General features: G+C 60.8%; 17 protein-coding genes. 5 read left to right on the top strand and 12 right to left on the bottom strand.

The window, feature by feature from the left end:
* Positions 1-64: 64 nt before the first annotated feature.
* The 5 genes from tcuR to ybfF all read right to left on the bottom strand — a co-directional run bounded on the left by tcuR (position 65) and on the right by ybfF (position 3,745).
* Positions 65-991 (bottom strand): tricarballylate utilization LysR family transcriptional regulator TcuR, encoded by a 927-nt coding sequence (gene tcuR / locus GT756_RS04915; protein WP_108432903.1) that lies wholly within the window; start codon positions 989-991, stop codon positions 65-67.
* A gap of 127 nt (positions 992-1,118) precedes the next feature.
* Positions 1,119-1,571, bottom strand: a complete 453-nt coding sequence (gene fur / locus GT756_RS04910; protein ID WP_004885952.1) for a ferric iron uptake transcriptional regulator — start codon at positions 1,569-1,571, stop codon at positions 1,119-1,121.
* Positions 1,572-1,862: 291 nt separating this feature from the next.
* Entirely contained in the window at positions 1,863-2,393 is a 531-nt protein-coding gene (fldA, locus tag GT756_RS04905; RefSeq protein WP_002894765.1) for a flavodoxin FldA, read from the bottom strand.
* 151 nt (positions 2,394-2,544) lie between these two features.
* Positions 2,545-2,838, bottom strand: a complete 294-nt coding sequence (ybfE, locus tag GT756_RS04900) for a LexA regulated protein (protein WP_004885954.1) — start codon at positions 2,836-2,838, stop codon at positions 2,545-2,547.
* 133 nt (positions 2,839-2,971) lie between these two features.
* Entirely contained in the window at positions 2,972-3,745 is a 774-nt protein-coding gene (ybfF, locus tag GT756_RS04895) for an esterase (protein WP_160124576.1), read from the bottom strand.
* A gap of 183 nt (positions 3,746-3,928) precedes the next feature.
* On the opposite strand from ybfF, the gene seqA reads away from it, so the two are divergent.
* From seqA to GT756_RS04880, 3 genes are read left to right on the top strand one after another with little or no spacing between them, the layout of a single operon-like run.
* Positions 3,929-4,477, top strand: a complete 549-nt coding sequence (gene seqA, locus GT756_RS04890; RefSeq protein WP_017901421.1) for a replication initiation negative regulator SeqA — start codon at positions 3,929-3,931, stop codon at positions 4,475-4,477.
* A 32-nt stretch (positions 4,478-4,509) separates the two neighbouring features.
* Complete coding sequence (gene pgm, locus GT756_RS04885) at positions 4,510-6,150, top strand: phosphoglucomutase (alpha-D-glucose-1,6-bisphosphate-dependent) (RefSeq protein ID WP_002894773.1); 1,641 nt, start codon at positions 4,510-4,512, stop codon at positions 6,148-6,150.
* A gap of 54 nt (positions 6,151-6,204) precedes the next feature.
* Positions 6,205-6,642: a hypothetical protein gene (locus GT756_RS04880; protein WP_004885958.1), complete on the top strand. Its 438-nt coding sequence runs from the start codon at positions 6,205-6,207 to the stop codon at positions 6,640-6,642.
* Here the strand turns inward: GT756_RS04880 and kdpE are convergent.
* Genes kdpE through kdpF form a run of 6 tightly spaced genes read right to left on the bottom strand, consistent with a single transcriptional unit; the run spans position 6,624 to position 14,409 of the window.
* Positions 6,624-7,301 carry a two-component system response regulator KdpE gene (gene kdpE / locus GT756_RS04875; RefSeq protein WP_002894776.1) on the bottom strand — a complete coding sequence of 226 codons (678 nt, stop codon included), beginning with the start codon at positions 7,299-7,301 and terminating at the stop codon, positions 6,624-6,626. The genes GT756_RS04880 and kdpE overlap by 19 nt on opposite strands.
* A complete protein-coding gene (kdpD, locus tag GT756_RS04870; protein WP_048323415.1) occupies positions 7,298-9,985 on the bottom strand; it encodes a two-component system sensor histidine kinase KdpD in 2,688 nt (895 codons plus the stop codon). Before kdpD ends, kdpE begins: the two co-directional genes overlap by 4 nt.
* Positions 9,986-10,561 carry a potassium-transporting ATPase subunit KdpC gene (gene kdpC / locus GT756_RS04865; RefSeq protein ID WP_004885963.1) on the bottom strand — a complete coding sequence of 192 codons (576 nt, stop codon included), beginning with the start codon at positions 10,559-10,561 and terminating at the stop codon, positions 9,986-9,988.
* A gap of 10 nt (positions 10,562-10,571) precedes the next feature.
* Positions 10,572-12,620, bottom strand: coding sequence for a potassium-transporting ATPase subunit KdpB (gene kdpB / locus GT756_RS04860; RefSeq protein ID WP_004885966.1), 2,049 nt, complete (start codon positions 12,618-12,620; stop codon positions 10,572-10,574).
* Between the two features lie 20 nt (positions 12,621-12,640).
* A complete protein-coding gene (gene kdpA / locus GT756_RS04855) occupies positions 12,641-14,320 on the bottom strand; it encodes a potassium-transporting ATPase subunit KdpA (RefSeq protein ID WP_017901418.1) in 1,680 nt (559 codons plus the stop codon).
* A complete protein-coding gene (kdpF, locus tag GT756_RS04850; RefSeq protein WP_020323459.1) occupies positions 14,320-14,409 on the bottom strand; it encodes a K(+)-transporting ATPase subunit F in 90 nt (29 codons plus the stop codon). Before kdpF ends, kdpA begins: the two co-directional genes overlap by 1 nt.
* 305 nt (positions 14,410-14,714) lie before the next feature.
* On the opposite strand from kdpF, the gene GT756_RS04845 reads away from it, so the two are divergent.
* Positions 14,715-14,924 carry a DUF2517 family protein gene (locus tag GT756_RS04845; protein ID WP_004142243.1) on the top strand — a complete coding sequence of 70 codons (210 nt, stop codon included), beginning with the start codon at positions 14,715-14,717 and terminating at the stop codon, positions 14,922-14,924.
* Between the two features lie 183 nt (positions 14,925-15,107).
* Positions 15,108-16,550, top strand: coding sequence for a deoxyribodipyrimidine photo-lyase (phrB, locus tag GT756_RS04840; RefSeq protein WP_004885968.1), 1,443 nt, complete (start codon positions 15,108-15,110; stop codon positions 16,548-16,550).
* Here the strand turns inward: phrB and GT756_RS04835 are convergent.
* Positions 16,522-18,000: an MFS transporter gene (locus GT756_RS04835; RefSeq protein ID WP_004885969.1), complete on the bottom strand. Its 1,479-nt coding sequence runs from the start codon at positions 17,998-18,000 to the stop codon at positions 16,522-16,524. The two genes, phrB and GT756_RS04835, sit on opposite strands and share 29 nt — an antisense overlap.
* Positions 18,001-18,049 lie beyond the last annotated feature (49 nt).

Below are 18,049 nucleotides of genomic sequence, written 5' to 3'. Positions count from 1 at the left end.
ATTTGTAATGGGAATGTAGGCGGTAACGGCGGCAGGGCGCTATGGCGTAGCGCTAAAGAGGGGTTTAGTTAACGTAAAGGGTAGCGCCTGGCCAGCGATCGGACTCCACCAGCTGGCGCATGACTTTGCTCAGTATTACCCGTGCTGCAAGGCCAGCCGGAGTGAGCTCATCATCCGACAGGCTGACCAGAAAGTTGGGGCGGCTGAGGACCGGATTAGCGATGCCGATCACCCTCAGCGCCTGATGGTCGAGATGGGAAATGGCGGCCCCGGGCTGCAGGGTGGCGCCCAGCCCGCTGCGCACGGCCTGCATCAGCAGGGCCAGACCGTCAATGTCCGCCACCACCTCAACGCTGAGGTTGTGCTGCTGGCAAACCGTCTCCAGCCTGCCGCGCAGGCCGTGGCCCTGGCTTGGCATAATCAGCGGCAGGGTGGTGAGCTGGTCAGGGGATACAGGATCATCCGGCAGCGAGGCCAACAGCGCATGGGTGCCAATCAGGAACAGGCGCTCTTCGAGCACCGGTCTGGCGCTCCAGCGCAGGATCTTCTCCTGCTGGAAGACGATGGCTAAATCCAGCTGGCGGGTGTTGATCATCCGCTCCAGATTCCCGGAGAGGCTTTCCACCAGGTGCAGGCGGACGTCGGGGTAGCTCTCGCGCATCGCGTTGATGAACGGAACGCCCAGAACGGAGGCGGTGCTTGGAGCCATGCCGACGCTGACGTGGCCCGACAGCCGCGCCTCGCGGGCGGCGAGGATGGCATCATCGGCATGACGCAGCGCCAGCTGCGCCTGTGAGTAGAAAGCAAGGCCCGCGCTGGTGGGCGTCACGCCGCGGGAGGTCCGCTGCAGGAGGCGAATGGCCAGCTCATTTTCCAGACGCGCGATCTGCTGGCTGAGCGCCGAGACGCCGATATTCAGATCGAGCGCGGCGCGGCCCATGTTGCCGGTTTCAACAATGCGCGCAAAATAGCGTAGCTGGCGAAGTTCCATATCAACTCTCCGGACAAAGCGGGGACTCGCGAGGGTCGCCGCCGGGACGTGAGCGGGGTGCGCGGCAGAAGCGCCCATAAAAAAGCCAACCGGCAGGTTGGCTTTTCAGAGCAGGCGAAGCGGGGAATTACTTTTCCACCGCGTCGTGGGCGTGTTCGTCCTCGCGGCAATCACCTTCCGCACAGTGGCCGTACAGATACAGACTGTGGTTGGTCAGGCGGATGCCGTGACGGGAAGCGATTTCACGCTGGCGCGCTTCGATAGAGTCATCACTGAATTCGATCACTTTGCCGCAGTCGAGGCAGATCAGGTGATCGTGGTGATGCTGCTGAGTCAGTTCGAAAACGGATTTACCGCCTTCAAAATTATGACGAGTCACGATACCGGCGTCATCAAACTGGTTGAGGACGCGGTAAACGGTCGCCAGACCAATCTCTTCGCCCATGTCGATCAGGCGTTTATATAAGTCTTCCGCACTGACATGATGGTTATCCGGTTCCTGCAGCACTTCAAGGATTTTCAGTCGAGGAAGTGTGACTTTCAGGCCAGCCTTCTTTAATGCGGTATTGTTGTCAGTCATGCGGAATCTGTCCTGTTGCTAAACGATCTACTTCCTTCAACGGAAGTCATACAGAAATTAACCCGACGTAATGCGTCTCATTATAGAACTGCCACTGGTAAATGAAAACTGCAAGCATCGGGCCTGGTTTGCTGTCAAAAACGAGGCACCAGCTACAAACTGCGTCACGTGCCTCGTAGAATCAGAGGACATTGTACAGATATGTGATTAAAAGTTAAAAACTTGTAGCTATTAGTTTGATTGCTTTTGTCTATTAATGCGACGCAACTCAATGATTGCGCCGCTTAATCATCAGGCGTTTTTGATTTCTTCGAGGTGCAGCTCTTCGGCCACCTGCTTCACCCACTTCTCAACGCGCTCGTTGGTCAGCTCCGGCTGGCGGTCTTCATCAATGGCGAGGCCGACGAAGTGGTCGTCATCCGCCAGGCCTTTAGAGGCCTCGAAGTGATAGCCGGCAGTCGGCCAGTGGCCAACGATGGTCGCGCCGCGCGGCTCAATGATGTCGCGGATGGTGCCCAGCGCATCGCAGAAGTACTCGGCGTAGTCTTCCTGGTCGCCGCAGCCGAACAGCGCCACCAGTTTGCCGTTAAAGTCGATCTCTTCCAGCGTCGGGAAGAAGTCGTCCCAGTCACACTGCGCTTCACCGTAGTACCAGGTCGGGATGCCGAGCAGCAGGATGTCGTGGGCTTCCAGATCTTCTTTGCTGCTTTTGGCAATGTCGTGAACATCAGCAACATCTTTACCAAGCTGCTTTTGAATCATTTTTGCAATATTTTCGGTGTTGCCGGTGTCGCTGCCAAAAAAGATGCCGATGATTGCCATGAGTAAAATAACCTCTTGAAACTTAAATGATGTGGTAGGGACGCGATGCCCACAGATAACGGCAATCATAGCAGAACAGGCAAGGGCGCGGAAACAGCAATCACGCCCGACTGCACACTCTGCTACATGAATGCGGATTTTTCGCGGAAAGTTAGAGTTTTCCCTGGCTGCGCAGGGCGGTTAATTGCGTCATCAGCATCTCTTCAATGAGATCGCTGCGGCTCATATTACGCGCTTCCGCCAGTTCGTTAAGCGCATCGACCGCGTCGGCGTTGAGCTTTAGCTCCACGCGCTTCAGCCCGCGCACTTTATCGCGTTTCAGCTGATTACGTTTGTTGATGCGCAGTTGTTCATCGCGCGACAGCGGATTGGTCTTCGGTCTTCCCGGGCGACGCTCGTTTGCGAACAAATCTAATGTCGTACGGTCCGTTTGTTCTTTTGCCATGATTCTGAGTGACTTCGGGGAAACAAGCTGCCGGGCTCTAGCCGGCGCAGATAGCGCGCCATCATACATCAGGCGAACGGCTGCGCCAACGACCGCGGGCATTCTGCGGCGCGGTCGGGCATATTTTAGCCAATCAGGCGGCTATGCTCGTCAGATAGCGGCGGATCGCGCGCAACACCGCCTCGGGTTTCTCGGCATGGACCCAATGTCCGGCGCCGGCGATGACGTGGGCCCGAGCCTGCGGGAACTGGGCCAGCAGCGCGTCGCGGTAGGCGTCGGTCACATAGGGGGAGTTGCCGCCGGGAATAAACTGCGTTGGGTGCGGCCAGGCCGGGATGGTTTCCCAGCCGACGATATGCGGGTACTGGTCCCACAGCACCGGGACGTTGAAGCGCCAGTCGCCGTCGACGAAAGATTTCAGCAGGAACTGAATCACGCCCTCTTCCTGCAGATGCTCGCGCATCACCTGCGCCGCCTGCTGGCGAGTGCTGGCGGCGGATACGCTGACGGCGCGAATAGCGGCGAAGATCTCATCATGGCGGCGAACGTGATAATCCACCGGCGCGATATCAATAGCCACCAGACCGCTGATGCGCTCCGGGGCCAGGGCGGTCAACGCCATCACCGCTTTGCCGCCCATCGAATGGCCGATAAAGGTGGCCCGTTCAATCTGATGCGCGTCGAGCGTGTCGAGCAGATCCTGCGCCATCGCGGGGTAGGTCATCTCTGGCGACCGCGGCGACAAACCGTGGTTGCGCATATCGACCTGCAGAATATCGTGGTCGGCGATCAGGTCGCGGGCGAGGATGCCCAGGTTGTCCTGGCTGCCAAACAGACCATGGACCAGCACGATCGGGGAGTGGTTGTGCGGATTCTGTGCAGATTGCGCTCGGCTATTTAATTTCATGGCAAAGTTCTTTTTTTCGCTCCGTCGGGTTAGGGTATTATGTTGGACATTCTGCCATCCGGCTGCAAGACCCAGAAGTTTTCTGAGTTTTACCGCCATCCTGGTTTGACGCTATCCGCGGTTGGGATTTGTACTTATAATCCCAACGATTTGTATTCAGAAAAGATATCGCACTGGATTAAGATGAAAACAATTGAAGTTGATGATGAACTCTACCGCTATATTGCCAGCCACACTCTGCATATCGGCGAGAGCGCATCCGACATTTTACGGCGTATGCTGAAATTTTCCGCCGTTTCCCAACCGGCTACACCGGTCAGCAAAGCCGCGCCGACGCTGGCGCCCACGCCTGCCGCTGAGGTGAAACCCGCTAACCCGGTGAAAGATAAAGTCCGCGCCATGCGCGAGATGCTGTTATCTGATGAATACGCCGAGCAGAAGCGCGCGGTGAACCGTTTTATGCTGGTGTTGACCACCCTCTATTCCCTGGACAGTAAAGCATTTGCCGAGGCCACTGAGTCTCTGCACGGCCGCACGCGCGTTTACTTCGCGGAAGATGCGCGTACGCTGCTGAAAAGCGGTAATCAGACCAAACCGAAACAGGTTCCTGGTACACCGTGGTGGGTGATCACCAATACCAATACCGGCCGTAAATGCAGCATGATTGAGCACATCATGCAGTCGATGCAGTTCCCTGCGGAGCTGATTGAAAAGGTTTGCGGCACGATCTAGCTTTTTAACATTTGCACCAGAAGGATCAGGCAATGGCAATCGATAAACGTGCGGGGCAGCCTGCGCAACAGAGTGATTTGATTAACGTCGCCCAACTGACTGCTCAGTACTACGTGCTGAAGCCTGAAGTCGGTAATGCGGAGCATGCGGTCAAATTCGGCACCTCCGGCCATCGCGGCAGCGCGGCGCGTCACAACTTCAACGAACCGCATATCCTGGCCATCGCCCAGGCTATTGCGGAAGATCGTGCGAAGAACGGGATCACCGGTCCGTGCTATGTCGGTAAAGATACCCACGCCCTGTCCGAGCCGGCGTTTATTTCGGTGCTGGAAGTGTTAACCGCCAACGGCGTTGACGTTATCGTTCAGGAAAACAACGGCTTCACCCCGACGCCGGCGGTCTCCAACGCGATTCTGGTGCATAACAAAAAAGGCGGTCCGCTGGCGGACGGCATTGTGATCACCCCGTCACACAACCCGCCGGAAGATGGCGGTATCAAGTACAACCCGCCAAACGGCGGTCCGGCTGATACCAACGTCACCAAAGTGGTGGAAAACCGTGCCAACGAACTGCTGGCCGCTGGCCTGCAGGGTGTGAAACGCATTTCTCTGGACGCGGCGCTGGCTTCCGGCCACGTCAAAGAGCAGGATCTGGTGCAGCCGTTCATTGAAGGCCTGGCGGACATCGTCGACATGGCGGCGATCCAGAAAGCGGGCCTGACGCTGGGCGTCGATCCGCTGGGCGGTTCCGGTATCGAATACTGGAAGCGCATTGGCGAGCACTACAAGCTCAATCTGACCATTGTGAACGACCAGGTGGACCAGACCTTCCGCTTTATGCACCTCGATAAAGACGGCGCCATCCGCATGGACTGCTCCTCGGAATGTGCGATGGCGGGCCTGCTGGCGCTGCGCGATAAGTTCGATCTGGCATTTGCCAACGACCCGGATTACGACCGTCACGGGATTGTCACCCCTGCCGGGCTGATGAATCCGAACCACTACCTGGCGGTGGCGATTAACTACCTGTTCCAGCATCGTCCGCAGTGGGGCAAAGAGGTGGCGGTCGGTAAAACCCTGGTCTCCTCGGCGATGATTGACCGCGTGGTGAACGATCTGGGCCGCAAGCTGGTGGAAGTGCCGGTGGGCTTTAAGTGGTTCGTTGACGGCCTGTTCGACGGCAGCTTCGGCTTCGGCGGCGAAGAGAGCGCCGGGGCCTCCTTCCTGCGCTTCGACGGCACGCCGTGGTCCACCGATAAAGACGGCATCATCATGTGCCTGCTGGCGGCGGAAATCACCGCAGTGACCGGGAAAAACCCGCAGGAGCACTATAACGAGCTGGCGGAACGCTTCGGCGCGCCGAGCTACAACCGTCTGCAGGCTTCCGCGACCTCCGCGCAGAAAGCGGCGCTGTCTAAGCTGTCGCCGGAAATGGTCAGCGCTGACACCCTGGCGGGGGATCCAATCACCGCTCGTCTGACCGCGGCGCCGGGCAACGGGGCGGCGATTGGCGGCCTGAAAGTGATGACCGACAACGGCTGGTTTGCGGCACGCCCGTCAGGCACCGAAGACGCCTACAAGATCTACTGCGAAAGCTTCCTCGGCGAAGAACATCGCAAGCTGATTGAAAAAGAAGCGGTAGAGATTGTCAGTGAAGTGCTGAAGAACGCTTAACGGCGCACGATCATCAGGCCCCTTGCGGGCCTGATTTTTTTCGCAAGGATAGCGATGAAAATACAACGGAAGTCCCTGTTTTTGTTCTGGGCGTGGATGGATCTCTTTTTCGTCCTGCAATTCTTATGGTGGAATATTGCCCACCGCCGACTCCCTTTTTACGACGACCTGCTGGCTTATCTCCAGCTGCTGCACACCTGGGGCTCTGCGGCGGTCTGGCTCTATCCGCTAAATGTGCTGCTGATTATCAGCATCCCGTTGTCGATGATCCTCTTTTTCCGTCAGAGCCGCTATGGGCTGTGGCTGGCCTGGGGGCAGGCGCCGCTCAGGCTGGTGTTTATGCAGCCTTCGCTTTCTTTGGGTCTGTGGCTGATTCAGGCCGCCGGCGTCAGGCATTTAGCGATCCTGGCAGGCTTCCTGCTGCTCTCTGAAGGGCTGAAGATCACCAGCCTCTGGTACTGCAGAGGCGGGGCTCAGGGCATAAAGCGATAGCCAATCCCGGTTTCGGTCAGCAGATGCTGAGGGCGCGCCGGATCGGCCTCCAGCTTTTGCCGCAGGTGACCCATATAGATCCGCAGATAATGGCTGTGCTCCACGGCGTTAGGGCCCCACACTTGATTCAGCAGCTGGCGCTGGGTAAGCACTTTGCCGGGATTATTCAATAGCGCCGCCAGCAGGCGAAACTCGATGGGCGTCAGGTGGATCTCTTCGCTGCCGCGCAGGATGCGGCGGGCGGGGATATTGACCTCCAGGTCGGCGAAGCGCACCACCGGCTCGTCGGCCTGCGCCGCGCCGTGGCGACGCAGCGCGACGCGCAGGCGGGCCTGCAGCTCGCCGATGCCAAAGGGTTTACTTAAGTAGTCATCGGCGCCGGCATCCAGGGCGGCAATTTTGTCATGCTCTTCGCTACGCGCTGACAGGACGATAATCGGCATCTGACTCCACTGGCGCAGGTCGCGAATAAAATCAATGCCGTCACCATCCGGCAGGCCGAGATCGAGGATCGCGAGGTCGGGCTTACGGGTGGCGGCTTCGATCAGCCCGCGCTGCAGGGTTTCCGCTTCAAATACGCGCATGCCGTCGGCTTCCAGCGCGGTGCGCAGAAAGCGACGGATAGCGTGTTCGTCTTCGATAATCAGAACGTTAATCACAATTCCTCAGATAGCTCTTCCAGTTCAGGGGGCGTTTCTCCCGGCAGTGTAACACGGAATGAGGCGCCGCCCTCTGGCCGGTTGCTGGCGGAGATGGTCCCGCCGTGGACGTCGACGATGGCCTGACAGATGGCAAGGCCCAGCCCGACGCCGGGGATCGCCGATTCTTTGTTGCCGCGGGCGAATTTATCAAAGATAGCCTGTTCCTGGCCCGCCGGGATCCCTGGACCATTATCCCATACTTCCAGCGACAGCTGCCGGGCGTCCGCTTCGGCGCGAATACCGATGTCCGCCCGGGCGCCGGCATACTTATGGGCATTCTCCAGCAGATTAATCAGCACCCGCTCGAACAGCGGCCCGTCAACATGCACCAGCTGCAGCGGATCGGGTAAATCCAGTTGAACGTGCTGGCCGCCGAGGCTCGGTTCGAGCATGCGCAGCGCGCTGCCGACCACCTCCTCCAGCGTCAGCCACTCCTTGTGCAGATTAAAGCCGCCGGACTGGATCCGCGCCATATCCAGCAGGTTGTTCACCAGCCGGGTGGTGTTGAGCACATGCTGGCGGATTTCGTTGGCCTGCGGGGCATGCTTCGAGCCCTCGCTGGCCAGATCGAGGGTCAGGATTTCCGCCTGGCCAAACAGCACGGTCAGCGGGGTACGCAGATCGTGCGACAGGGCGGCGAGCAGCGAGTTACGCAGGCTTTCGCGCTCGCTGGTCAGTCGGGCCTGCTCTTCGCTGGCGGTCAGGGTGAGACGCTCCAGGGCGCTGGCCACCAACAGGGTGAAGGTCTCCAGCAGCCGCTGCTGCTCCGGGATCATCAGCTGACGCAGATTCGCCGGCTCCACCACCAGCAGGCCCCAGGTGCGGGCGGCGCTCTTCAGGGGCAGGATCTGATACGGCACGCCGGGCAGGGTATCGGTGCCGGCGCCGGCGGGTTGACCCTTATCAAAGCTCCAGCGGGCGATGGCGTCATCCCACGGCGTCAGCCCGGGCTGGTGGGTTAAGGGCAGCAGTTTCCCCTGGGCGTCCGGCAGCAGCAGCTGGCTGCGGGCCTGAAAGGTGGAGGCGATAAACCGCTCGCTGGTGGTGGCGATATCCTGCTGGCTACGACCCACCGCCAGCGCTTTGGACATCTCATACAGATGGCGGGTACGCCGCTCGCGGTAGCGCGCCACCCGCGCCTGGTAGCGCACGCCGGCGGTGAGGTTACCGATAAGCAGGCCCACGGTGAGCATCACGCCGAAGGTGAGCAGATACTGGACATCGGACACCGCCAGCGTGCCGCGCGGGGCGACAAAAAAGAGATCGAAGCTGATAACGTTAATCACCGTCGCCAGGACCGACGGCCAGCGGCCGTAGAGCAGAGCGATGATCACCACTCCTAACAGATAGAGCATCACCAGGTTGGCGGCTTCGAAGGCCATCAGCCACTGCATGGCCACCAGGGTAATGATGGCGCACAGCGCCACCGCCACCGCGCAGCCCTGCAGCTGTAGCCGCCATTTCTCCAGCGCCGGACGGCTGTCGCTGGCGCGCGCCTGAAGGGGGAAGGGCTTTTCATCCAGAGCGATGACCACCAGATCGAGGTCCGGCGCGTGGCGAGCCAAACGATCGGCGAAGCCGCTGCGATCCCACCAGCGGCGCTTGCTCTGGCGGCCGATGACAATTTTCCCAAGGTTGTGTTCGCGGGCGTAATGGAGGACCGCTTTCTCTTCCGACGGGTCGGAGAGGGTGGCGGTTTCGGCGCCCAGCTCCTGGGCCAGACGCAGCGCGGCGAGGATGGCCCGCCGCCGGGACTCCGGCAGGCGGTGCAGGGAAGGCGTTTCGACATACACCGCATGCCAGACGCTGCCCAGACGGGCGGCGAGGCGGGCGGCGGTACGCACCAGCTTTTCGCTGCCGGTGTTGTGCCCGATACAGAGCAGGATCGCGTCGCGGGTGTGCCAGACTTTCTCCTGGCCCTGGCGGTCGCGCCAGGCGCGCATCTGCTCATCGACGCGATCGGCGGTGCGGCGCAGAGCCAGTTCGCGCAGCGCAATCAGATTCCCTTTGCGGAAAAAGTTCTCGATAGCGCGCTCGGCCTGGCCGCCGATATAGACTTTGCCCTCATTGAGCCGCTGGCGCAGATCGTCAGGGGGAAGGTCCACCAGCACCACGTCGTCCGCGGCGTCAAAGAAGGGATCGGGGACGGTCTCTCGCACCTGCACGCCGGTGATCCCGCTGACGACGTCATTCAGACTTTCCAGATGCTGGACGTTAACGGTGGTGAAGACGTCAATCCCGGCCTCCAGCAGTTCGTCCACATCCTGCCAGCGCTTCGGATGGCGGGAGCCGGGGGCATTACTGTGCGCCAGCTCATCCACCAGAATCAGCGCCGGACGGCGGGCGAGGGCGGCGTCGAGATCGAACTCATACACGTAGCGCCCGCGGTGGGCGAGCCGCCGCGGCGGCAGGCTGCTCAGGCCCTGCAGCATCGCGGCGGTCTCTTTCCGGCCGTGGGTCTCCGCCACGCCAATCAGAATATCCAGCCCCTGCGCCCGGAGCCGCTGCGCTTCCGCCAGCATCGCCCAGGTTTTCCCCACCCCGGCGCAGGCGCCGAAGAACACTTTTAGTTTGCCGCGATGCGGGGCGGCGGTGTGCTGCAGCAGGCGGTCAGGGTCCGGACGCAGCGGCTCGTCACTCATTTACTTATCCTTCAGGGCATCCAGCGCCATATTGAGTTGCAGTATATTGACCACCGGCTGGCCAAGGAAGCTCAGCAGCGGCTTTTGTGTGGCCTGGTTAACCAGCGCGGTCACCTGGTCGACGCTCAGCTGGCGCGCTTTGGCCACCCGCGGCGCCTGCCACAGCGCGGCGGCCGGGGTCAGGTTGTTATCGAGACCGCTCGCCGAGGTGGTGACCAGTTCGACCGGCACACGCGGGTCGGCATCCGGGTTTGCGGCGCGCAGGGCCTGCACCCGCTCGCTCACCGCCTTATCCAGCGCCGGGTTGCTGGCGGCGAGGTTGCTGCCGCCAGAGGCCATCGGGTTATCCGCTGTCTCCGCGGTGGCTGACGGGCGCCCCTGGAAATAGCCTGCGGCGGTAAAGTTCTGGCCAATCAGCGCCGAGCCGCGCACCTCGCCGTTCATGCGGATCAGCGAGCCGTTGGCCTGTGAGTTAAACCACCACTGCCCCAGGCTGGTGGTCAGCAGAGGATAAACGCCGCCGGTGAGCAGGGTTAACAGAATAAATAGCACAAGTGCTGGACGAATCAATGACATAGTTTGTTCCTCACACCAGACCGCTCAGGGTCAGCAGCAGGTCGATGGCTTTAATACCGATAAAAGGCACCAGCAGACCGCCGAGGCCGTAGATCCACAGATTGCGGCGCAGCATCGCCGAGGCGGAGAGCGGGCGATAGCTCACCCCTTTCAGGGCCAGCGGGATCAGGAAGACGATGATCAGCGCGTTGAAGATAACGGCGCTGAGGATCGCCGACGATGGCGAATGCAGGCCCATCACGTTCAGCATGGCCAGCTGGGGATAGACCGCGGCAAACGCCGCCGGAATAATGGCGAAATATTTCGCCACGTCGTTGGCAATACTGAAGGTGGTCAGCGAGCCGCGCGTCATCAGCATCTGTTTGCCGATATGGACCACCTCAATCAGCTTGGTGGGGTTGGAATCCAGGTCGACCATGTTGCCCGCCTCTTTCGCCGCCTGGGTGCCTGAGTTCATGGCCACCGCCACGTCGGCCTGCGCCAGCGCGGGCGCGTCGTTGGTGCCGTCGCCGGTCATCGCCACCAGCCGACCTTCCGACTGATACTGGCGGATCAGCGCCAGCTTGGCTTCCGGCGTCGCTTCGGCGAGGAAATCGTCGACGCCGGCCTCGGCGGCGATCGCCGCGGCGGTCAGGCGGTTATCGCCGGTGATCATCACCGTTTTAATGCCCATTTTGCGCAGCTGGGCGAAACGTTCTTTGATGCCGCCTTTGACGATATCTTTGAGTGAAATAATCCCCAGCACCTTTTCCCCTTCGGCGACCACCAGCGGCGTGGCCCCCTGGCGGGCGACCTCTTCCACCTGCTTCTCGACATCGGCAGGGAAGTGGCCACCGTTGGCCTCTACGTGGCGGCGAATGGCGTCCACCGACCCTTTGCGGATCATGCGCTGATCGATATTGATGCCGCTCATCCGCGTTTGCGCGGTAAAGGGGACAAAGGTGGCGTGCAGCGACTGCAGATCGCGTTCGCGCAGGTTAAAGCGCTGTTTCGCCAGCACCACGATGCTGCGTCCCTCAGGGGTTTCGTCCGCCAGCGAGGAGAGCTGGGCGGCATCGGCGAGGGTTCGCTCTTCCACACCGCGCGCCGGCAGGAAAGCGGAGGCCTGGCGGTTGCCGAGCGTAATGGTCCCGGTTTTATCCAGCAACAGCACATCAACGTCGCCTGCCGCTTCCACCGCGCGGCCGCTGGTGGCGATCACGTTGGCGCCCAGCATACGGCTCATCCCGGCGACGCCGATGGCCGACAGCAGACCGCCGATGGTGGTCGGGATCAGGCACACCAGCAACGCCACCAGTACGGTGACGCTGACCGCATTGCCGCTCCACGCCGAGAATGGCCAGATGGTGGCGGTGGCCAGCAGGAACACCAGCGTCAGGGCGATCAGCAGGATCGTCAGGGCGATTTCGTTCGGCGTTTTACGGCGCTGGGCGCCTTCCACCATGGCGATCATCCGGTCGAGGAAGGTTTCTCCCGGGTTAACGCTGCAACGGATCACCAGCCAGTCGGAGAGGATGCGCGTCCCGCCGGTCACCGAGGCGAAATCACCGCCGGATTCGCGGATCACCGGAGCAGACTCGCCGGTAATGGCGCTTTCATCCACCGAGGCGCCGCCTTCGATGACTTCGCCATCGCAGGGGATAATATCCCCGGCTTCCACCAGCACTACGTCGCCTTTGCGCAGGTCTTCCGCCGGCACGTGGTCGACCGTCGCGTCATGCTGCGGGGCGCGCAGCTTACGGGCGAAGGCCGTTTTTTTCACCCCTTTCAGGCTATTGGCCTGGGCTTTGCTGCGGCCTTCCGCCATCGCTTCGGCAAAGTTGGCGAACAGCACGGTAAACCATAGCCAGATACTGATGGCTGCGGTAAAAGTGGCGCTGCCGGTCAGGGCGCCGCCAGCCATGGCGATGGCCAGCAGGGTGGTTAACAGGCTGCCCACCCAGACGATAAACATCACCGGATTGCGCCACTGCACCATCGGGCTGAGTTTTTTCACGGCATCCAGCAGCGCCTGGCGCACCAGCGTCGGCTCCAGCAGGGCTAATTGTTTGCGACTCATAACAGGGTGCTCCGCATCGCTCAAAGTAAGGAAAAGTGTTCGGCCAGCGGGCCAAGCGCCAGCGCAGGAATAAAGGTCAGGGCGCCAACCAGCAGCACGGTGCCGATCAGCAGACCGATAAACAGGGCGTCGTGGGTGGCCAGGGTGCCGGGGCTGGCCGGTTGAATTTTCTTCGCCACCAGCGAGCCGGCGATAGCCATCACCGGAATGATGACGGCGAAGCGTCCAGCCAGCATGCAGAACGCCAGCAGCAGGTTCCAGAATGGCGTCGCCGCGCCCAGGCCGGCGAAGGCGCTGCCGTTGTTATTGGCCGCCGAAGTGACGGCGTACAGCACTTCGCTAAAGCCGTGCGGTCCGGGGTTGAACATCCCGGCGCGGCCGGCCTCGGTCATCATCGCCAGCGCCGTGCCGAGCAGCACCAGCGTCGGGGTGACCAGAATGGCCAGGGCGATCATTTTCATTTCCCGGACATCGATTTTCTTTCCGAGGTACTCCGGGGTGCGGCCGACCATCAGGCCGGCGATAAACACCGCCAGCATAACGAACAGCAGCATGCCATAGAGACCCGAGCCGACGCCGCCGAACACCACTTCGCCAATCTGCATCAGCCACATCGGCACCATCCCGCCCAGCGCGGTGAAGGAGTCATGCATGGCGTTGACCGCGCCGCAGGAGGCGGCGGTGGTGATCACCGCGAACAGACTGCTGGCGAGAATACCGAAGCGGCTCTCTTTACCTTCCATATTCAGGCTGCTGTCGGCGCCCAGCGTCATCAGGTGCGGGTTGCCGCGGGTTTCCGCCCACATCACCACGGCGACGCAGAGGATAAAGATCAGCGTCATCGCCCACAGGATGGCGCGCCCCTGGCGGCGATCGCTCACCACCTCGCCGAAGGCGAAGCACAGCGCCGCCGGGATCAGGAAGATGGCCAGCATCTGCACGAGATTGGTCAGCGCCGTCGGGTTTTCAAACGGATGGGCGGAGTTGGCGTTAAAGAAACCGCCGCCGTTGGTGCCCAGCAGCTTAATCGCTTCCTGTGAGGCGACGGGCCCCATCGGCAGCAGCTGGTGCGCCCCTTCGAGGGTGGTAAAGGGCTGGTAGGCCTGCAGGTTCTGCGGCACGCCCTGCTGAATAAAGAACAGGGCCACCAGCAGAGAGAGCGGCAGCAGCAGCCACAGGGTAATGCGCGTCAGGTCGACCCAGGCATTGCCGAGGGTGGACATTTTCTGCCGGGCGAAGGCGCGGGTCAGGGCGAAGACCACGGCGATGCCGGTAGCGGCGGAGAGGAAATTCTGCACCGTCAGCCCCACCATCTGGCTGAGATAGCTCATGGTGCTTTCGCCGGCGTAGGCCTGCCAGTTCGTATTGCTGACAAAGCTGACCGCGGTGTTGAGCGCCAGATCCCACGTCAGCCCCGGCAGGTGCTGCGGGTTAAACGGCAGCACGCCCTGCAGCATCAGTAGGGCAAACAGCGCCAGGCCGCCGAGGGCGTTGAACAGCAGGAGCGCCAGCAAATACTGCAGCCAGCCCATCTCTTCGGCGCGGATCCCGGCCACGCGCCACAGGACGCGCTCGACCCCGGCCAGGCCGGGAAGCGGGATGTCATTCACCATTCTTGCCAGACACATCCCCAGCGGGCGCGCCAGCACCAGCAATACCAGCAGATAGCTGGCTAATAATAAAAATCCCTGGGCAGCCATCAGAATGCCTCCGCATGTATCAAGGCATAAACCAGATAAGCCAGTAACAGGAACACCAGCCCAACGCCAGTGAGTACGCCTGCAGTCACAATCCACCTCCGGGTGTGTTTTTGATTTACCTGGAGGATAGAAATTACGGCGCAAAGATTTCGCAAAAATCCGCGGGCGCGGTGTAAAAAAAGTATAAAAATGACAAAGGCACAAATTAACTAATGGTTAGTATTAATTTAACTTTTTTGTAACTAATTTACGTGGCGAATGTAAATTAAGTATAAATACGTGCTTTTTAGTGGTCGGATGAGTAGTAAAATTACAACCAGAGCGGTATTATTTTGCTCAGACAAACATGATTAATTTTCCGGCGCTGCTTGCCGGCCTGACAAAGGGGAGAGAAATGATGGCGTTGTACAAAGCTTATCCTGCTCATATTATTTTGCTGCGTCGTGCTTTCGCCGTCGTGGCTGGCGTCGCGGCGCTGCCGGTGATGCTGTTCTGGAAGGATCGCGCCCGCTATTACAGCTGGCTGCACCGTGTATGGTCGAAAACCAGCGAGCAGCCGGTGTGGATGGCGCAGGCGGAAAAAGCCGCGCACGACTTCTACTAATTCGCCCTGCTGCGAGGAAAACCACTAACCGCCGGTTGCCCCCGGCGGTTTTTTTTCGTCGCTTGTCTACACTCGTTTTCAGGCGCCGCAGCGGAATTGGCAGGTGCTTATTTTGCCGGGGCGCGCTATTTTTGCCGGCTTAGATCATAAGATGAGTTTTGCTGACGGAGAGTGAGGAGTGATATGGCCACCCATCTGGTCTGGTTACGCACGGATTTACGCATTCACGATAACCTGGCGCTGGCCGCCGCCTGCCGCGATCCGCAGGCGCAGGTGCTGGCGCTGTATATTGCCACCCCGGGGCAGTGGCGCGAACATCACCTGGCGCCGCGGCAGGCCGCTTTTATCGCCAGCCATTTGCACAGTCTGCACGCCGCGCTGGCGGAGCGGGGCATACCGCTGTGGGTAGAAGAGGCGGACGATTTTAGCGCCAGCGTCGAGCGGCTGGCCCATTTCTGCCAGCAGCACCAGGTCAGTCACCTGTTCTACAACTATCAGTACGAATTCAATGAACGCCAGCGCGATGCCGCCGTTGAGAGCTCCTTGAGCGAAGTGATTTGCCAGGGATTTGACGACAGCGTCCTGTTGCCGCCCGGCAGCGTACTGACCGGCGGCGGCGAAATGTATAAAGTCTTCACCCCGTTTAAGAACGCGTTTATTCGCCGGCTGCGGGAAGGATTGCCGGCGTGCGTGGCCGCGCCAAAGCCGCGTCAGGCGCCCGCTCGCCTGGCGCCGCCGGTGCCGGAGCTTAACTATCCGCAAACGCCGTTCGATGGGCTGCTGTTTGCCGCGGATGAAAAAACGGCGCTGGCGCGGCTGCGCGCGTTTTGTCAGCAACCGGCGGCGGATTATGAGGGGCAGCGCGACTTCCCGGCCGTGGAAGGGACCAGTCGCCTGTCGCCCTGCCTGGCCATCGGGGTGCTGTCGCCGCGCCAGTGCCTGCATCGGCTGCTGACGGAACACCCCGCCGCACTGGATGGCGGGGCAGGCGCCACCTGGCTTAATGAGCTGATCTGGCGCGAGTTTTACCGCCATCTGATGGTCTACTATCCGAAACTCTGTAAAGGTCGGCCGTTTGTCGCCTGGACCGATAAGGTCGCCTGGCGCGAAGAGGATGGCGCCCTGCAGGCCTGGCAGCGCGGGGAGACCGGCTTTCCGATAGTCGATGCCGCCATGCGCCAGCTTAACGCCACCGGCTGGATGCATAACCGGTTGCGCATGATTGTCGCCAGCTTCCTGACCAAAGATCTGCGCCTCGACTGGCGGGCAGGGGAGCGCTATTTCATGAGCCAGCTGATTGACGGCGACCTGGCGGCGAACAACGGCGGCTGGCAATGGGCGGCTTCGACGGGCACCGACGCCGCGCCCTATTTCCGCATATTTAATCCCACTACCCAGGGCGAGAAGTTTGATAAGCAGGGGGTGTTTATGCGTCGCTGGCTGCCGGAGCTGGCAAAGGTGCCGGAGAAGGCGCTGCATCAGCCGTGGGTGTGGGCGGATAAACAGGGGGTGACGCTGGATTATCCGCGCCCGATAGTCGATCACAAGCAGGCGCGACAGGAGACGCTGGCGGCCTGGGAGGCCGCCAGAAAGGGGATTATTCCACCGCCAGACGGCGGGTCCTGACCTTCAGCGAGTGATACAGCCAGATAACCAGCACTACGCCGACGCAGGCCAGCGCGCCCCAGGTGATCTGGCTGAAGACGTTGATGTAGGCGTCAATGGAATAGTTCACCGCCCCGGCGACGTCGAATGACGCCTGCGAGGTCTGGTCGGCGATAACGCCGGCCAGATAGTTGGCGATGGCCCCGGAGAGCAGCATATAGATGCCGGTCAGCACCCCGGTCACCCCCGGGATCTCAATGCGGGTGATTTGCGACATCGCGACCGGGTCGATAAACAGTTCGGCAAAACCCATCACCGCCAGTCCCAGCACCATCAGCGGCATGGACGACTGGCCATAGGCCGCCGACCAGCGGGCGCTGAGGGTCAAAATGCAGAACCCGGCGCTCATCAGGCCCAGACCGAGGGCAAATTTCCCCCAGATGCGCACGGTGCGGTTACCGCCGACGCTCTCTTTCACCAGCCACGCCAGCACCATGCCGCAGAGCATCACCGCAAAGGCGTTGATCGACTGGAACATAGCGGTAGGGACTTCGTAGCTCATGATATGGCGGTTAACGAAGCGGTCAATATACAGGCTGATGGAGCTGCCGCCCTGTTGGGCGAAGGCCCAGAACAGCAGGCTGAAGGCGGTCAGGACGACGATCAGGCGCAGATCCTTGCGCTGTTTATCGGTCTCGGCACGCAGGTAGATCCGCGCCAGCACCGCGAGGCCAATGGCCGTGGCCACGATCAGGGCATACACCGACCACTCCTGCCAGAACAGCACGGCAATCAGCAGCGGCGCGATGACCAGCAGCACCAGCAGCCAGCCCCAGTTCGGCAGCAGGAAGCGGCGGGCGCACAGCGCCTGGCGGTTCACGCCGGCGGTATGCTGGAAATGACGGTTGCCGCAGAGGAAAATCACCAGTCCCGCCACCATGCCGATGGCCGCCAGGGCAAAGCCCATCGCCCAGCTATACTCCTCCTGAACGTAGCCGCAGGCGATGGGCGCGATGATCGAGCCGATATTGCCCGCGGCATACATCAGCGAGAAGCCGCCATCGCGACGCGGATCGGCGGGTTCGTACAGTTCGCCCAGCAGACAGCTGACGTTGGATTTAAACAACCCGTAGCCGCAGACGATGATCGCCAGCGACAGGTAGAGGAAGGCCGGGGCGGTTTCGCTGGCCCCGAGCACCAGATGGCCAATGGCCATCAGCAGCGCGCCGAGCATGACTGCCATCCGGTTGCCTAACAGCTTATCGGCCAGATAGCCGCCGAGGATCGGCGTTACATAGACCAGCGAACAGTAGGCGCTGAACAGGGCGTAAGCGTGGTTATCGTCATATTTGAGCTGATTGGTGAGATAGAGGATCAGCAGGGCGCGCATGCCGTAGAAGCTAAAATATTCCCAGATTTGCAGCGCCACGACGTAGTAAATCGCCCGCGGTTGCGATGATGTTGTCTTCATGAGAAGTGTGTTTCCTGGCCTAAAGCGAAAGTCGATCGTTCTGCATGAA

It is taken from the genome of Klebsiella sp. Q2 (assembly GCF_009900705.1).
Lineage (GTDB): Bacteria > Pseudomonadota > Gammaproteobacteria > Enterobacterales > Enterobacteriaceae > Klebsiella > Klebsiella quasipneumoniae.
This window is presented reverse-complemented; position numbering and strand designations above follow the sequence as displayed.

Excerpts from the sequence above, each read along its gene's own strand:
- pgm (WP_002894773.1), top strand. The coding sequence starts at position 4,510 with ATGGCAATCGATAAACGTGCGGGGCAGCCTGCGCAACAGAGTGATTTG.
- phrB (WP_004885968.1), top strand. The coding sequence starts at position 15,108 with ATGGCCACCCATCTGGTCTGGTTACGCACGGATTTACGCATTCACGAT.
- fur (WP_004885952.1), bottom strand. The coding sequence starts at position 1,571 with ATGACTGACAACAATACCGCATTAAAGAAGGCTGGCCTGAAAGTCACA.
- GT756_RS04880 (WP_004885958.1), top strand. The coding sequence starts at position 6,205 with ATGAAAATACAACGGAAGTCCCTGTTTTTGTTCTGGGCGTGGATGGAT.
- kdpC (WP_004885963.1), bottom strand. The coding sequence starts at position 10,561 with ATGTCATTGATTCGTCCAGCACTTGTGCTATTTATTCTGTTAACCCTG.
- seqA (WP_017901421.1), top strand. The coding sequence starts at position 3,929 with ATGAAAACAATTGAAGTTGATGATGAACTCTACCGCTATATTGCCAGC.
- ybfE (WP_004885954.1), bottom strand. The coding sequence starts at position 2,838 with ATGGCAAAAGAACAAACGGACCGTACGACATTAGATTTGTTCGCAAAC.
- ybfF (WP_160124576.1), bottom strand. The coding sequence starts at position 3,745 with ATGAAATTAAATAGCCGAGCGCAATCTGCACAGAATCCGCACAACCAC.
- kdpB (WP_004885966.1), bottom strand. The coding sequence starts at position 12,620 with ATGAGTCGCAAACAATTAGCCCTGCTGGAGCCGACGCTGGTGCGCCAG.
- kdpD (WP_048323415.1), bottom strand. The coding sequence starts at position 9,985 with ATGAGTGACGAGCCGCTGCGTCCGGACCCTGACCGCCTGCTGCAGCAC.
- GT756_RS04835 (WP_004885969.1), bottom strand. The coding sequence starts at position 18,000 with ATGAAGACAACATCATCGCAACCGCGGGCGATTTACTACGTCGTGGCG.
- kdpA (WP_017901418.1), bottom strand. The coding sequence starts at position 14,320 with ATGGCTGCCCAGGGATTTTTATTATTAGCCAGCTATCTGCTGGTATTG.
- tcuR (WP_108432903.1), bottom strand. The coding sequence starts at position 991 with ATGGAACTTCGCCAGCTACGCTATTTTGCGCGCATTGTTGAAACCGGC.
- GT756_RS04845 (WP_004142243.1), top strand. The coding sequence starts at position 14,715 with ATGATGGCGTTGTACAAAGCTTATCCTGCTCATATTATTTTGCTGCGT.
- fldA (WP_002894765.1), bottom strand. The coding sequence starts at position 2,393 with ATGGCAATCATCGGCATCTTTTTTGGCAGCGACACCGGCAACACCGAA.